Source organism: Aliiroseovarius pelagivivens (genome assembly GCF_900302485.1).
In the GTDB taxonomy this organism is placed as follows: domain Bacteria; phylum Pseudomonadota; class Alphaproteobacteria; order Rhodobacterales; family Rhodobacteraceae; genus Aliiroseovarius; species Aliiroseovarius pelagivivens.
This window is the reverse complement of sequence record NZ_OMOI01000001.1, coordinates 1066890-1082471: the sequence shown is the minus strand read 5'-3', so window position 1 is coordinate 1082471 and position 15582 is coordinate 1066890. Positions and strand designations below refer to the sequence as shown.

The following is a 15582-nucleotide window of genomic DNA, read 5'->3' as shown; positions in this document are numbered from 1 at the left end:
GCGGGCTAGTCCGCGAAGTCGCGCTTGGCCTTTGGAAGCCAAACAGTAAACACTGCGCCGCCCTCGGGACGGTTCGCAACCGAAATCGTCCCCCCCGCCTGCCGGATCAACGTCTGACTGATCGAAAGCCCCAGCCCGGTCCCTTCGCCCAGCTTGGTGGTGTGAAACGGGTCAAACACTCGATTCAGGTTGTCCGCGTCGATGCCCGGCCCGCTATCGGCCACTGTCAGCTCGACCCCGTCTTGGGCGTCATTCTGTGCTGGTCGGATGGTCAGCGCCATTTCTCCCACGCCGTTCATCGCTTGCACAGCATTCACCATCAGGTTCACCGCCACTTGCTGCATTTCACCCGCACTGATCGCCACGTTCGGAGCAGCCGCGAAGTCAGTGGTCACACGCACATCCTCCTGTGGCTGAACATGGGCGATCAGACCGCGGCAATCTTCGACCAGCTGTGACAGCTCGACCCCTTCGCCGGTAGCCGCATAGTCGGTCGGGCGCGCAAACTGCAGCAGCTTGCCAACAATTCCGTCAATACGCTGCACCTGCCGGTCGATTAGGTCCAGTTCGGTCTTCAGATCCTCGGCATCCGCACCCAAGGTCTGGCGCATCACGTCTACATTGCCCTGAATAACCGCCACCGGGTTGTTGATTTCATGCGCCACACCCGCCGTAATCTCGCCTATCGAGGCCAACTTCTCGGATGTTACAAGTTGCTGGAAGGTTTCTTCCAGTTTGTCCTTGGCCGCGCGCAGTTCGGCAGTACGTCTGTCAACCCGATCATTAAGCTCGTCAGCCCAGCTGCGCAGCGCTTGGTCACGTTCCTGCACCTGATCCAGAAGCGTATCCAAATGGGTTGCAACTTGCCCGATTTCGTCCTTTGGCCCTACATCGCCGATACGCGCCGCAAGGTCGCCGCGTTCCACCCGCTTCATGGTACTGGTCATCTTTTCGAGCGGCGAAAAGATTCCGCGCGCCATCCGTAGAAAAAGCGGTGCCGTCAGAATAAAAACCGCCGCCATAGACGCCAGCATTGCCAAGTAAGCCGCCCTCTTGGCACTTGAGAACGGTGCTTCGAGAAACCCAACGTAAAGCATGCCGACCCGTTCGCCATAACTGTCGATCAAGGGCTGATAGCCGGAAATGTACCAATCATTCACAACGAAGGCCCGGTCGAGCCATGTTTGCCCTTGGGTCAGAACCTCGGCCCGTACTTCAGCCGAGACGCGCGTCCCCAGCGCGCGCACGTCCTCGAACAAACGTACATTTGTCGATACGCGAACATCTTCAAGAAACAGCGTCGCGGTGCCCTGTCGGTCCCCGTTGGTCGCGGCGTTCAGATAGACCAGCGCGTTAATCGTATCGATGAAGTCAAGATTGCGATTCAGCAAAATCCCTCCGACCAGTACACCTCGGTTATCCGGTAGGTTAACCGGAGCAGCGGTGTGAATAACCATGCCACGATCCTCGACCGTTCGATCTGTGGGTATGGCGGCCTGCGTTTCAATCAGATCAATGCGCGCACGAAGTGCAAGTTGCGGGAAATCTGCCAGATCATCGGCCGAGAAAATGTCAATGTGCGAAGATCTCTGGCCATTCATCGCGGCCTGAATGACCGGCCAACGGAGGGCATGTTCAGCGTCGCCTTCAGGCAGGTAATATAGGAAATCAAGCGCTTGATCGATGCGCATCTCTTCCAAAAAGGCGGCGCGGCTGTCATCCCCTTGGGCAAGCACGGTCTCGAACACACGAGAGTCGGCGATCGCCTCGACCCCTGCCCCGGTGCCTGCCAGAATACGTCCCAGATACTGCTCGGCAATGCGAAGATCGCTGTCGACCTTCGAGATTAGAAGTTCATCGTAATCCGTGGTCCAGCGCGCCATCGCCAACAGCATTAGCAATGGCAAAAGCACCCCCAGAGGCGCCAAAGCCAGCACCAAAAGCTTCAGGCGAACAGAGTTCAAATCGCTTCCTTTCCGGCTTCTGCCGACATCCCCATCAAGCTTAGCAGACTCGGCATTGCATGCCAGTGTCATCGCCATTGTGCAGTGCGGGGGGTGGTCGAATTGGCAGGCTGAGAAGCTAAGAGGCAATTCGGGACGGTCAAAATGTCCAATACGCCGCTTCTTTGCCAGAATTCGGTTTTGCTGTTGCCTAAGATATGGTTGATCGATCCACAGCGGGTCGGACATTATGACCCCGTTCCGATGAAACGCGTTGAAGGATGACATCTTGGAAATATGGTCCGGGATAACCGAGGCTTTTTGGCTACTTGTAACGCTTGACGCGGACCTGGTCGAAATCACGCTAAGGTCTTTATATGTCACGCTGACGGCGCTTGTGATCGCCTCGGCCATTGCGCTGCCGCTTGGCGCGCTTCTGGCAGTCCGACGGTTTCGCGCACGACGGATCACAATTGCTGTTCTGAACGCGCTTATGGGGCTGCCTCCTGTCGTGGTAGGCCTGATTGTCTACGTGATGCTCAGCCGGTCGGGTCCTTTCGGGGTCTTGGGCCTATTGTTCACGCCGACCGCGATGATTATTGCCCAAGTCATCATCATTGTGCCGCTGATCGCCTCCATTGCCCATCAGGCCCTGCGCGAGCTTTGGTCCGACTATCACGATCTTCTGATCTCGATGAACACGACGCAGACACAACGGGTGCAGGCCCTCTTGTGGGACGGTCGTCGGGCGCTATTAACGGCGTCGTTGGCCGGGTTTGGTCGCGCCATCGGCGAGGTCGGCGCGATCATGGTGGTGGGCGGCAATATCGACCATCACACCCGGGTTCTTACCACCGCGATTGCACTTGAAACCGGCAAAGGCGAGTTTTCTCTGGCCCTTGGCCTGGGCTTTGTGCTGATCGCCATGGCGATTGCGGTAAACTTTGCCATTCACGTGATCGGGCGGACTGAACGTGGAGGGCGCTGGTGAGCAATCTATTCCCCGTAACGCTTGAAGACGCTACGTTGCGTCGTGCAGGCAAGACCCTTGTTGGGCCTGTAAATCTCGAACTACAGGCCAAAGGCGTGACCATTGTGATTGGCCCGAACGGCGCAGGTAAGACGTCGCTTCTGCGCATGATGCATGGCATTGCACGATTGGGGGAAGGCAGCATTCACTGGGCTTGCCCGCCCGAAGAAGCGCGCGTTCATCAGGCGTTTGTTTTTCAGCAACCGATCATGATGCGAAGGTCCGTGCTGGGCAATCTGGCCTATCCGCTGCGACTGACAGGCCAATCGCGGTCCGAGGCCCGTGACCGCGCCACTCGGGCCGCCATCGAGGTCGGATTGGGCGACATGCTAGAGCGTCCTGCGACATACCTGTCAGGTGGCGAACGGCAGAAGCTGGCCCTTGCCCGAGCCCTCGTCACCCAGCCCGAACTTCTGTTCCTTGATGAACCCTGCGCCTCTCTTGATGGCCGCGCCACCCGCGAAATCGAAGAGATTTTGACACGGGCGGCAGCTGCAGGCACGCGATTGATCATGTCGACACACGACATGGGTCAGGCTCGGCGATTAGCAACCGAAGTCTTGTTCCTTCTGAACGGCAACATCCACGAACACAGCTCTGCCGAAACGTTTTTTGGCGGCACACCCAGTCCACAAGCACAAGCTTTTCTCAATGGAGACATCGTAGAATGAAACGAACCGTTTTCGCCGCCCTCACAGCGACCCTTCTGGCCACCGGAGCGATCGCGGACGAGATGAAGCTTGCGGTCACCACGTCGTTCCATAACTCGGGTCTGTCCGACATTCTGCTGCCCCAGATCAAAGAAGATACCGGGATCGAAGTTCAGCTTCTGGTCGTCGGCACCGGCCAAGCGATTAAACTGGGCGAGGCCGGGGACGTGGACGCCATACTCGTGCACTCTCGCAAGGCCGAAAACATGTTTCTGGCGGGTGGCTTTGGCACTCATCGCCGCGAGATCATGTATAACGATTTCGTTTTCATCGGCCCGTCTACGGATGACGCAAAAGTTTCCGAGTCCGAAACCGCGGCGGGCGCACTGAAACAGATCATGACCGCACAAGCCCCCTTTGTTAGCCGCGGGGATGACAGCGGCACCCACAAGAAAGAACTCAGCCTGTGGGCGGCGGCCGAGATCGCACCCGAAGGCGCGTGGTACAAAGCGGTTGGGGCCGGTATGGGTGCAGCATTGAACACAGCCGCAGGTTTGGACGCCTATATCATGGCAGATCGGGCAAGCTGGCTGAACTTTGGCAATAAAGGCAATCTGGCGCTGCTTTATGCGGGCGATCCGATCCTGTTCAACCAATACGCCTATTTACCCGTGAACCCGGACAAGCACGAGCACGTAGAGACCGAGCTTGCGGCAAAACTGGAAGCGTGGCTTGTGTCGGACACAGCGAAAGCGTTGATCAACGATTACAAGATCAACGGCGAAACGCTGTTTGTTTTCAACGCCGAGTAATCAGGCGGGTAAAAAGGGGTAAGTGGCGGAGCGGAAGGGATTCGAACCCTCGAGACGGTTCCCCGCCTACACACTTTCCAGGCGTGCGCCTTCGACCACTCGGCCACCGCTCCGCCGACGTTGTTATTCGGAAGTGCTGCGGGGTTCAAGCCGTCATTGTCACTTTTCACAGCGGGTGCCGCGAATAAATGCAGGCAGCCAGACGTTGATCCCGTCGACGCTTTTCCTTGCCCAAAGTATCCCCGAAGGAGGCCTAGAATCTGCCGCAGCTTGCTGCGGCTACCGCCAAGCTGGACGGCCCTTTAGGGCCAGCCTCGCGCGGCAGAGTTACGCTTCAAGATGCAAGGCGACGCGGCGGTTCATGCGACCCTTTTTTTCCACCTTGCCCAGACGCACTCGGCCAATTTCGGCGGTGCGCAATACATGCGTTCCGCCGCAGGGTTGTAGATCCACCTGCTCGTCCCCAGTTCCGATGCGCACCAGCCGCACTTGCCCTGCGCCTTTTGGTGGCTGCACCGACATGGTCTTAACCAAACCGGGATTGGCTTCCAGTTCTTCATCTGAAATCCAGCGCGTCGAGACCTCAAGATCGCGCGCGATCAGGTCATTCAGCGCATCTTCCACAGCCTGCTTGTCCTCCAACGGATGCTCCATGGCAAAATCCAGTCGGGACTTCTCAGCCCCGATTTGCCCGCCTGTGACAGGCAGCGGAATCACGACCGACAACAAATGCAGCGCTGTGTGCATCCGCATGTGGCGCAGACGCAAATCCCAATCGAGTGTCTGAGAAACGTCTGCCCCAACGGGCGGTAAGCTTTGCCCGTCCGCGGGCACCAGAACAATCGCGCCGCCCTCGCCTTTCACGGTGGTTGCTAGAGCCATCTGATCACTGTCCCAGGTCAGCTGCCCCCGGTCCCCCGGTTGCCCCCCGCCGGTCGGATAGAACAGGCTTTGATCCAGCACGACACCGCCCTGATCCGTGTGCGACACAACGCGGCCGGTGGCCTCGGTCAGATAGGCATCATCCTGATACAGCGGTTTACTCATCACCTTCTCCTTCCCCAGTCATATCTTCAACAGTCATGGCGCCTTGGGTCACACTCTGTACCTGCTCTGAAGACGCTACAGCTTGGGGCGCTGTTGCCGCCCCGGTCAGTGCCTCGGGATTGCGCAGCCAGATGTCGCGCTGCGCAAATGGGATTTCGATCCCTTCTTCAACAAAGCGTCGTGCGATCTCGTGGTTGATCTCGCTTTTTACCGAGAGCATGAAATTCACGTCAGACAGAATGGCACGGATCTCGAAATCAAGACTGTCGGCGCCAAAGCCCTGAAACACAATTGATGGAGCTGGGTTGACGGTGACCATGGGATGCGCCTCGGCGATTTCACGCAGAATGGCCTCGACCCGCAGCGTATCGGTACCATAGGCCACACCCACGGGAATAATCACCCGCCCGATCGAGTTGCCGCGCGTGTAGTTCGTGACCACGCCGGACACGAGGTCCGAGTTGGGCAGGATCACATCAGACCGATCAAAGGTCTCGATCCGCGTGGCGCGCACCGAGATGTCGCGCACATAGCCCATCTGGCCGTTCACCTCGATCCAATCGCCTTCTGAGATGGGGCGCTCGATCAGAAGGATGATCCCGGACACGAAGTTCGACACGATGGTTTGCAGGCCAAAGCCGATCCCGACGGACAGGGCACCCGCAATGATCGCGATCGAACTTAGGTCAATCCCGGCCCCGGTGATTGCGATGACGGCAGCCAGAAAGATCCCAACATAGCCGGTGCCAACAGCGATCGCGTTCTGCCCGCCCTTGTCCATTTTCGTCTTGGGCAGGATAGTGCTGCGCAGCGCCGATTGAAGCACGCGTGTTGCAGCGTACCCGACGATGAAGATCAACGCGAAGATCAGAAACGCTCGTGGCGTGATCCGGGCGTCTCCCATTTGGAATCCGTTCAGGAACGTCGCCCAAAGCTCGACCAACTCGGTCGAACGCGCGCCCCATATCAGGGCCAACAGTGGCAAAGCGCCCAGCATCAGACAGAAACTAATGATGACCGGCAGCAAAGCCTGATCAGTCGTTTCATTGTCCGTGCGAAGGATCGTGGCATAGACAGCTTTTATGAAGGCATTCAGGATTTCCAGAACGGCCAACACAGCCAAGGTCAGGATCGTTGGGACCAGCAAGGACTCCGCCAACGTGGCATATCCAACCGCCGCCGCAATCGGAGCGACAAACCCGATAATTTCGCAAACACGGCCAATCAAGGCGTTGGTCCGCTTCCTGAGGACACTTTGACTGCCCGAGGCTTGCGTCCCAAGGTGACGACGCAGCAAACGCCCCAAACGCACAAGCAAGACGCCTGCACCGACGAGCATTGGGAATGCCAGAATTGCCGTGACGCTGCTAGAATATGACTCGGCCACGCTGATTTCTTGCAATGCGATCAACACACCAAGCAACAAGCCCAGTAGGGTGACATCAATGCGCGCTTCGGCCCGCAACGCTGGCGTTGGCAGATAAAGCGATGCGTGTGATGACTCGGCCCCGAAAATGCGTGTGCCGATCCAAAGCGCAACGAAGAAAATAAACCCTGCATCAGGCAACGCATCAGCAATCACTTGCCCGCGCAGGCCAAGAACACCGGCAAGGTTCAATGCGATTAGAAGGGCCGAAAGCCCAAGCATGGGGGCGATCACCTGCCCCAGCGAAATAACAAACCCGACCACCCCGCGCGATGGTCCCTTGCGCATATGGCGCAGATGACTTCCCAGGCGGATCAACCACCTGCGCGAGCGTGTCAACAGAAGCAGCCCAATGGCCAACAGAACAAGCGTGAGGGGCAGATCATCGTGCAGATCACGCTGCTGCGCCTCGTTTCCCCAAGCATTGCGCATTTCGCTCATCGCGGTCGAGAACGTTTGCTTAAGGGCCGCCAATGCCGAGGGCCACGCTGCTGGGTTCAACGGTGTGGAACCAAGTTCGAACAATTGGTCTGCTTGGCGTGACCGCAGCACGCTGTCGATCTGGCGGATCAGGAAATCTGCTTGCGCAAAGGCCTCTTCCGCTTCTTTGACAGGCGCCTGTGCTTGGTTCAGATCTTCGGTCAGCTCGGTCCGGCGATGTGTCAGCACTGCCAGCTCGCTTCCGGGATCTTCTGGTTCAGGCCCGAGCGTCGCCAGTTGCGTCTTTAGCGTGTTGATACGGATCGAGTTTTCATCCTGAGCCGTCGCGAACAACCCGCGCCACTGATCAATCTCGCCACGCAGATCGCTGAGCGCCTGATCCGAAGCACGCCCAATCTCTAACACACGCTCGCCACGCTCAGCGACGCGCGACCACGCCAGATAGTCCGGCGTGCCTGTTTCAGTCAGGACATAGCTCGGGGCATCTTCAGTGACGTCTGCCTCTTGCGCGGTGACGCCCAAGGGTGCCAATAGCACCGCAGCGCACATCCACGCCCGCAAGATCCAAAGGAAACGGGCCATTAGCGTCGTGCAGCGCGGTTCAGAGATCATCAGATATCCTCGAATACCTCGGGCATGAAGGCAGGATCACGATCCAGCCATTTTGGAATGGGAAGACCCTTTTCGCGCAGGAACTCCGGATTGAACAGCTTCGACTGATATCGCGTGCCATAATCGCACAAAACGGTCACAATGGTATGTCCCGGTCCCATTTCACGCGCCATGCGCATGGCGCCAGCCACGTTGATCCCGGACGATCCGCCAAGGCACAGCCCCTCATCCTGGAGCAGGTCATAGATCACCGGCAATGCTTCGTCGTCGGGGATCTGGAACCGCATATCGGGCGTGAATCCTTCAAGGTTGGCTGTGATGCGCCCCTGCCCGATCCCTTCGGTGATCGAGCCACCTTCGACCGCAGCGGTGCCGGTTTCATAAAGCGAATAAAGGCCCGAGCCCATTGGATCGCTCAGCGCGACTTTCACGCCTTTGGGCTGCAGTGCCATGCCAACGCCTGCGAGAGTCCCGCCAGACCCGACCGCACAGGTGAACCCGTCCACTTTGCCTTCGGTCTGCGCCCAAATCTCGGGTCCGGTGCCTTCGATATGCGCCTGACGGTTCGCCACGTTGTCGAACTGGTTGGCCCAGACTGCCCCTGCCGGCTCGCTTTCGTTCAGCTTTTCGGCAAGACGGCGCGAGTAGTGCACATAGTTGTTGGGGTTCTTGTAAGGAACAGCGGGCACCTGAACCAACTCGGCCCCGGCCAAACGGATCATGTCCTTCTTTTCCTCGGACTGGGTTTCCGGAATCACGATCACCGTCTTGAAGCCCATCGAGGCCCCAACCAGCGCAAGTCCGATCCCGGTATTGCCAGCGGTCCCCTCCACGATCGTACCGCCCGGCTTCAGCGCCCCGCGCGCCACAGCGTCACGGATGATAAACAGCGCCGCACGGTCCTTGACGGACTGTCCCGGGTTCATGAACTCGGCCTTGCCCAAAATCTCGCAGCCCGTTGCCTCAGACGCTGCATTCAACCGGATCAGGGGCGTGTTGCCCACTGTTGCTTCAAGATCGCGTTTGATGTCCATTTTTCAGCCCCTTATCGCGCGTCGTTTCTACCATCTGTAGGACCAGACCATAGGCGGTTCAAGGGCCGAGCATCACGAATGCGTGCGCAAATCCTGCCGATTGGCGGCCAGCCAGAAGGCCGCAAGGATCAAGGGGCCGCAATTTGCCTCGCCCGAGGTGATAAGTTCGATCAGGTGATCAAAGGGAATGACGTGGCTTCGGATGTCCTCGGCCTCGCTTTCGACGCCGCCAATGCCGCTGGCATCATCGGGAAGATCACACAGGGCAATGAAGGGATAGAAAAACTCGGTGCTGGCGCCGGGGCTTGGGTAATGCGGGGTCAGAGCGATCAGGCGGTCCAACTCCAGCCGCGCTTCCTCCATCGCTTCACGGCGTGCGCTGTCTTCTGGGGTCTCGCCTCCATCGATACGTCCGGCAATCGGCTCCAACAGCCACGGGCGCACATCCCCACGGATTTGCGGCCCCATGCGGAACTGCTCGATTACCAGCACGCGATCCCGCACCGGATCATAGGGCAGAACGATCACCGCATCCCCACCTACGAAGGCGGCACGGTCCACGACCTCGCTCATCTCGCCCGAGTATTTGCGGAAGGACAGCTCTTGCTCTTCCATCGTAAAATGCTTGGCGTAGGGGCGTCCCCGGCTTTGAACCGATACATCCTGAGAACCATAATCCACCCGCAACGTGGTCGGGGACGGTTCAGTACGCGCACGCACCCGGCTGGCCGCACGCGTACGGATCATCGGAAATCGCCTTGCGATCTCGTCCGGCGCAACCTGCCCGTAACCTTCCATGACCTCTTTGGCGGCTTCGACGGTCATGGCACCAAACTGGGCTTCCCAATCGCTCAGGCTCCATATCTCTCCGGGCGTCCACAAACCGGGCGCGGGAAAATAGACCTGTGTTTGGACCTGTATGCCATCTGGTTCAACCTGCACCTCGACATCTTCAAGGGAATAGTCAAAACCACCCTCGTAAAAGTTCAACCGCGCCACGTCCTGATCCGAAAGATCCTGCACCAAAAGCCCGGTTAGGCGCGCTGATGCATCACTTGCAGAGATCATTGGAAATGGTTGATTTTGCACCCAATTTGCGACATGACTTGTCAGTGATGCAGGGCTGATACGGCAGGTACTTTCGCCCCCCAAAACCAAATCCAGAAGCGGGCGATGGCACAAGGTGCCATAGAAAAACAGAGAGTTCACGAGATCCCTTTCACATCTGTATGTGGTGCGTCACACACAGATGCACTATCCCCATTTTCGGGCTGCGTAAAAGGCACTTGTTGACGCAATGAACACACCCAGGATAGCGACCGCTGCGATCTCGGCGGTTGTATATTCCATCACCGTTTCAAACCCGATGACGAAAATATCCTGCAAAGCCTCGATCGGCCCTTCATACCGCTTGCGCAGTGAATTGCTGATCATCTCGGCAAACGAGAATGTAAAAAGGGTGACAAAAACCTGCACAATAAGCGTGGTGCCTGCATTGGCCCCAGCGGTTCCAAGCCTCTTGTCCGCGCGCGGCCCCAAATAGAACCACCCAACAAACAGGCCTGCCGCTGATGCGGTCGGCGAGAGATAGGACAGATCCTTGCCTTCGGGCATCAGGGGTTTCACCAGCTCAGCGCACAGCCATCCGACCGCAGCCAAAATGATGGCAGAGATAAGTTTTGCGGCTGTTGGCATAAGCTTCCCGCTTTCCAAGTCTGTGGTCGTTGTTACTAAATCGTTAAGATCTGCTTATGGCCATATTATGGCGTAAAGCACGACAGTAAAACAGAATTATCCAGACCTCCGCTCTACGGTCAATTGAACCACATCACAGCTTCCGGAATGAAACGCCGCTGCGCACGATGTCAGATAGAAATTCCACATCCGGTGAAATCTTTCATCAAACCCCATCGGGGCGATTTTACCCCAGCTGGCGTTGAAACGATCAAACCACCGACGCAACGTGACCGAGTAGCTTTCCCCAAATTCGATCTGGTTTCGTGTATCCAATCCCGCGCGCATCACCTCGTCTTGCAGCACAGACTTTGACGGCAACATGCCGCCCGGAAAGATATACTTCTGTATGAAGTCAACGCCTTTGCGGTAAGCGTCAAACCTACGTTCCGCGATTGTGATGATCTGCAATGTCGCTTTTGCACCGGGTTTCAGACAAGATTTCACCGTATCAAAATAAATCGGCCAATATTTCTCGCCCACGGCCTCGAACATTTCGATCGATGCGATCCCATCATACTGGCCGGTCTCGTCGCGGTAATCCTGCATTTTGATGTCGACCATGTCCTGAAGACCCGCACGACGCAGCCGTTCCACGGCGAAGTCATGCTGTTCTTGGCTGATGGTCAGGCCCGTCACGCGGATCCCCTTGCGCGCGGCATGTTCAGCAAAGCCACCCCAGCCACAGCCGATCTCAAGCACATGATCCCCCGGCCCGACGCCCATTTCGTCGATCATGGACGCGTACTTTTCCTCCTGAGCACGCTCTAGGCTTTCTTGCCCGGTGCGAAACAGCGCCGAGGAATACGTCATCGTGTCATCCAGCCACGCCCCATAAAAGTCATTTCCCAGATCATAATGGGCCGAGATGTTCTTCTTTGCCTGTTTCTTGCTGTTGGCGCGCATCAGATGGCGCATCCGTTCATAAGCACGCAGGAACATCTGACCGGGAAACCCGTCATAGACCATGTCATTGTCATCCTGCACGAGATCCAGAAACGCCTGAAGGTCGGGCGTAGACCAGCCGCCCTCGATGTAGGAATCACAAAACCCCAGATCGCCTTCGCGGATCAAACGCGCGAAAACATCCGGATCATGAACGTGAAGCTCGGCCACATAGCCGGGCTGTGCGCCATCTGCCTGAAATCGACGACCGTCTGGCATCACAAAGTCCAGCCGCCCCTTATTCATGCGCTTGGCGATCGCAAATACCTGCGCGAAATAGCGCGGCAAATCGCTTTGATTCTTGGTGTCTGTCAGGATCATGTCTCACCCCTGAAACATAGAAACGTTTGCCAAAAGGCTATGTCGTGCATGGGTGAGCTGGCAAGATAGCTGCTGTGCAACTGCGGAAAACCGCTTTGCAAACGCAGTATTCAGGTGTGGTACCCCGGTCAATGCCGACCGGGGCAACCTGTTGATATATCAGAGAACCTGATCCAGAGCATCGATCAGTTTCGTGACTTCTTCTGCGGTCGTATAGTGGGTGAAGCTGACACGCAAAACGCCATGTGCGGGGTCTACCCCCTGCGCCTCAAGCGCGCGCACAGCATAGAAGTCACCTCCACCTGCCATGATGCCTTTCGGGACCAGAGCAGTTGCCAGATCTTCCCCCGGCTTGGCCGAGACCAGTGACACGGTCGGCGCCCGGTTGGCTGCCACCGACGGCCCCAGCAAACGGATCGAGTTCTTGGCCGAAGCAAAATCCAGAAGCGGTTGCAGCAGCTTTACTTCGTGATCACGCATCAAGGTGTGGGAAGCGGCAGCCAAGTCTGCGGGATCACCGGTTGCACCATGATGTTTGGCCAGCGCCTCTATATAGTCCGCCATCCCGGCCGAGGCTGCGACCTGTGCGTGGTCAGGACCTGCGGGGGTGAAGCGTTTGTACAGACAGCCTTCATTGAAATAGTGCGCCTGATTGGGCAGTGCCTCGCCCAGCGCGCGGCGGATCACCATGATGCCCTGATGCGGACCATAGGTCTTATAGGCTGAGAACAAATAGATATCCGCGCCCAGCGCGTCCACATTCACAAAGCCATGTGGGGCGTAGCTGACGCCATCCACACAGCTATAGGCCCCTGCCATGCGGGCCTTCGCGCAGATGGTTTTCACGTCATTGATCTCGCCAACAACGTTCGAGCAATGCGGGAAGCAGACCAGCTTCACCTTCCCGTCGCCCAGAAGATCATCCAGAGCCGCCGGGTCCAGATTGCCAGTGTCGGGGTCGATTTGCCATTCGCGGACCTCGAATCCTTCGTCTGCCAGACGCCGCCACGGGCCGGTATTCGCCTCGTGATCCTGATTTGTGACGACAATCGCATCGCCCGGCGACAAGTGCTGCCGGAACGCCTGTGCCAACACATAGGTGTTCTGCGTGGTCGACGGACCGAAAGACAGCTCATCGGTTTCCACCCCCATCATGGCCGCCAAACGCGCACGCGCCTCGTCCATCTCTTCCCCTGCCAGTCGGGATGCCTCGTAGGGTGCATAGGGCTGAACCTTACGCTGGGTGTAATAACGGGTCAGGCGATCAATCACCGGCTTGCAAGTATAAGATCCACCCGCATTTTCGAAGAACGCCTGCCCCTGTAAAGTCGGCTCAGAGAAAGCGGGGAATTGCGCACGCACCCAGTTGATGTCCAGCTCGGCCATTGTCGGCTCCTTCAGTCATGTTTGGGGGGTGCCTGTCAGATCAGAGCCACCCCGGATCCGGCAGGTCTTCCAGCCAGCCCGAAGTCATTTCAAAACCACGGACAGCCCTCGCCAAAACGAGGACATCATCTGGCTAAACCGCTCCATTTCAGGCGTCAAGACCATCAGAAACGGCATACAATCGCACACCGTAAAATGCCCTCTGGAAGCGGCCAGAAAGCGACAAATTGTCGCAAATGACTGCGATCCTGTCCATTTTGACGAACGTCGCACAAATCCTGTCCGTCAGGCTCACAAGATGCCATTCGGCCCGCCCGATTGAGCAAGGTTAAACAACCAAGGACAGGGAATATGAGTATCAAACCCCCCTTTACGGAGCTTCACATTCCGAAGGCTCCGTCAGGTTTTTACGAGGGCAATAGCCTTCCGATTGCGTTGATCTCGAAGGGGATCATGGTCGCACTGGTGATCTGGGCACTGGTTTTCCCAGCAAACGCGAATTCAACCCTCGGCAGCCTGAACTGGCGCCTTCTTGAAGGGTTCAACAGCTTTTACATCATCATCGTAGGCATGTTCCTATTCTTCCTGGCTATCGTGGCCATTCTACCATCCACCGGCAAACGCGTGATGGGACTTCCGGGCGAGAAGCCCGAGTTCTCGAACTTCTCGTGGTTCTCGATGATGTTTGGCGCCGGTCTGGGCGTCGGCCTGATGGTCTTCGCAACCGCCGAGCCTTTGGGCCTGTGGGGATCGAACCCAGTCATCTTAACCGGAGATGTCGCACCCAACACACCGGAAAGCCTGCAGTCGGGATATCGCTATACCTTCCTGCACTACGGGTTCCACGCTTGGGCCATCTATGTGATGACCGGCCTGTCGCTGGCTTACTATGCGTATACGCGTGATATGCCACTGACGATCCGCTCGGCACTGACGCCGCTTTTCGGCAAGTTCGTGAACGGCTTCTTCGGTCACATCGTCGACGTTCTGGGCGTTGTCGCCACCATTCTGGGTGTCTCGGTGACCATCGGCTTCGGTGTCAGCCAGTTCATTGACGGTCTCTATGCCATCACCGGTATGGAGTGGATGATGGATATGTCAGGCGACGCGCCTGCACCGGGCAAAGTCGGACTGGTTACGGGTTTGGTCTGCATCATGGGTCTGTCGATCATCTCGGCTGTTTCGGGTGTTGGACGCGGGGTGAAATACCTGTCGAACCTGAACCTGGTTCTGTCGCTGATCCTGCTTCTGACCTTCATCGTCTTCGGCTCGTTCTTCTTTGCGATGTCCACCTATGGCGCGGCATTGGTCGATTACCTGCTGCACATTGTGCAGCTATCCTTCGGCGCATACGGCCCACAGCCTGCTGGCGACTTTGCTGCCAACCTGCCCGAAGCCGCAGCCCCGCTGGCCGACTCCCTGAAGGGTGGCGCAACCAACGCATGGGGTAGCTATGGTGGCTTCGTGTCGGGTCTGGAAGGCGATGCAGCCGCCCTGCCCGCAGACGTGCTGCGTGAAGTCTACGCCGCGGGTGAACCTGCCCGTCAGTTCGGCTGGCAAGCTGGCTGGACCACCTTCTACTGGGCTTGGTGGATCGCGTTCTCGCCCTTCGTAGGCCTGTTCCTGGCCCGAATCTCGAAGGGTCGTTCGGTCCGTGAGTTCATCATCGGCTGCGTATTCGCCCCGGCTCTGGTCTGCTTTGCATGGATGACCATCCTTGGCGGCACCGCGATTGATCTGGAACTGAGCGGTGCTGCAGAAGGTGCCATCATCGGCGCCTCGAACACCTCGAAGCTTTTCGTCACTCTGGGCGAAATGATCTCGGGTCCGTTCCTGTCGATCATCACCGTGATGTGCGTGGTCCTGATCCTGACCTTCCTTGTCACCTCGGCAGACAGTGGCATCCTTGTGATGAACACCATCATGTCGGGCGGCGAGCAAGAGACCGGCATCAAGCACCGCATCGTCTGGGGTGTTGTTCTGACCGCCGTGATCGGGACGCTGCTTCTGGCGGCTGGGGAAAACAACCCGATGGATGCGCTGAAAAACGCGATGATTATCGGCGCGCTTCCCTTTACTGCGGTCATGGGCCTGATGATGGCGTCCTTGACCAAAGCGCTTTATCGCGACGGCCTGCGTGACAAACACGCAAGCACTCAGGCGGAGCCGGCTGAGTAACGCCTCGCCCAATATCTGAAAAC

The 15582-nt window shown here is 57.7% G+C and carries 12 protein-coding genes and 1 tRNA gene; 4 read left to right on the top strand and 9 right to left on the bottom strand.

Annotation, left to right across the window (positions count from 1 at the left end; all coding sequences use genetic code 11):
* Positions 1-5: 5 nt before the first annotated feature.
* Complete coding sequence (locus ALP8811_RS05325; RefSeq protein ID WP_245924573.1) at positions 6-1964, bottom strand: sensor histidine kinase; 1959 nt, start codon at positions 1962-1964, stop codon at positions 6-8.
* 265 nt (positions 1965-2229) lie between these two features.
* Between ALP8811_RS05325 and ALP8811_RS05320 the strand changes: the two genes are divergently transcribed.
* The 3 genes from ALP8811_RS05320 to ALP8811_RS05310 are packed head-to-tail and all read left to right on the top strand — an operon-like array spanning position 2230 to position 4435.
* A complete protein-coding gene (locus ALP8811_RS05320; protein WP_108857442.1) occupies positions 2230-2934 on the top strand; it encodes an ABC transporter permease in 705 nt (234 codons plus the stop codon).
* Positions 2931-3644 carry an ATP-binding cassette domain-containing protein gene (locus tag ALP8811_RS05315; protein ID WP_108856115.1) on the top strand — a complete coding sequence of 238 codons (714 nt, stop codon included), beginning with the start codon at positions 2931-2933 and terminating at the stop codon, positions 3642-3644. Before ALP8811_RS05320 ends, ALP8811_RS05315 begins: the two co-directional genes overlap by 4 nt.
* Positions 3641-4435, top strand: coding sequence for an ABC transporter substrate-binding protein (locus ALP8811_RS05310; protein WP_108856114.1), 795 nt, complete (start codon positions 3641-3643; stop codon positions 4433-4435). Before ALP8811_RS05315 ends, ALP8811_RS05310 begins: the two co-directional genes overlap by 4 nt.
* A 23-nt stretch (positions 4436-4458) precedes the next feature.
* On the opposite strand, the gene ALP8811_RS05305 is transcribed toward ALP8811_RS05310, so the two are convergent.
* From ALP8811_RS05305 to ALP8811_RS05270, 8 genes are all read right to left on the bottom strand, one after another.
* Positions 4459-4548, bottom strand: a tRNA-Ser gene (locus ALP8811_RS05305).
* 214 nt (positions 4549-4762) lie between these two features.
* Positions 4763-5482, bottom strand: coding sequence for an alanyl-tRNA editing protein (locus tag ALP8811_RS05300; RefSeq protein ID WP_108856113.1), 720 nt, complete (start codon positions 5480-5482; stop codon positions 4763-4765).
* A complete protein-coding gene (locus ALP8811_RS05295; protein ID WP_245924572.1) occupies positions 5475-7961 on the bottom strand; it encodes a DUF3772 domain-containing protein in 2487 nt (828 codons plus the stop codon). The genes ALP8811_RS05300 and ALP8811_RS05295 overlap by 8 nt, the downstream gene beginning before the upstream one ends.
* Complete coding sequence (locus ALP8811_RS05290) at positions 7961-8995, bottom strand: cysteine synthase A (RefSeq protein ID WP_108856112.1); 1035 nt, start codon at positions 8993-8995, stop codon at positions 7961-7963. Before ALP8811_RS05290 ends, ALP8811_RS05295 begins: the two co-directional genes overlap by 1 nt.
* Positions 8996-9067: 72 nt before the next feature.
* Positions 9068-10204: a gamma-glutamylcyclotransferase gene (locus ALP8811_RS05285; RefSeq protein ID WP_108856111.1), complete on the bottom strand. Its 1137-nt coding sequence runs from the start codon at positions 10202-10204 to the stop codon at positions 9068-9070.
* A 45-nt stretch (positions 10205-10249) separates the two neighbouring features.
* Positions 10250-10690: a TrgA family protein gene (locus ALP8811_RS05280; protein WP_108856110.1), complete on the bottom strand. Its 441-nt coding sequence runs from the start codon at positions 10688-10690 to the stop codon at positions 10250-10252.
* A gap of 96 nt (positions 10691-10786) precedes the next feature.
* A complete protein-coding gene (locus tag ALP8811_RS05275; RefSeq protein ID WP_108856109.1) occupies positions 10787-11995 on the bottom strand; it encodes an SAM-dependent methyltransferase in 1209 nt (402 codons plus the stop codon).
* Positions 11996-12154: 159 nt separating this feature from the next.
* Positions 12155-13381: an aminotransferase class V-fold PLP-dependent enzyme gene (locus tag ALP8811_RS05270; protein WP_108856108.1), complete on the bottom strand. Its 1227-nt coding sequence runs from the start codon at positions 13379-13381 to the stop codon at positions 12155-12157.
* A 351-nt stretch (positions 13382-13732) separates the two neighbouring features.
* Between ALP8811_RS05270 and ALP8811_RS05265 the strand changes: the two genes are divergently transcribed.
* Entirely contained in the window at positions 13733-15559 is a 1827-nt protein-coding gene (locus ALP8811_RS05265; RefSeq protein WP_108856107.1) for a BCCT family transporter, read from the top strand.
* The last annotated feature ends 23 nt before the right edge of the window (positions 15560-15582 follow it).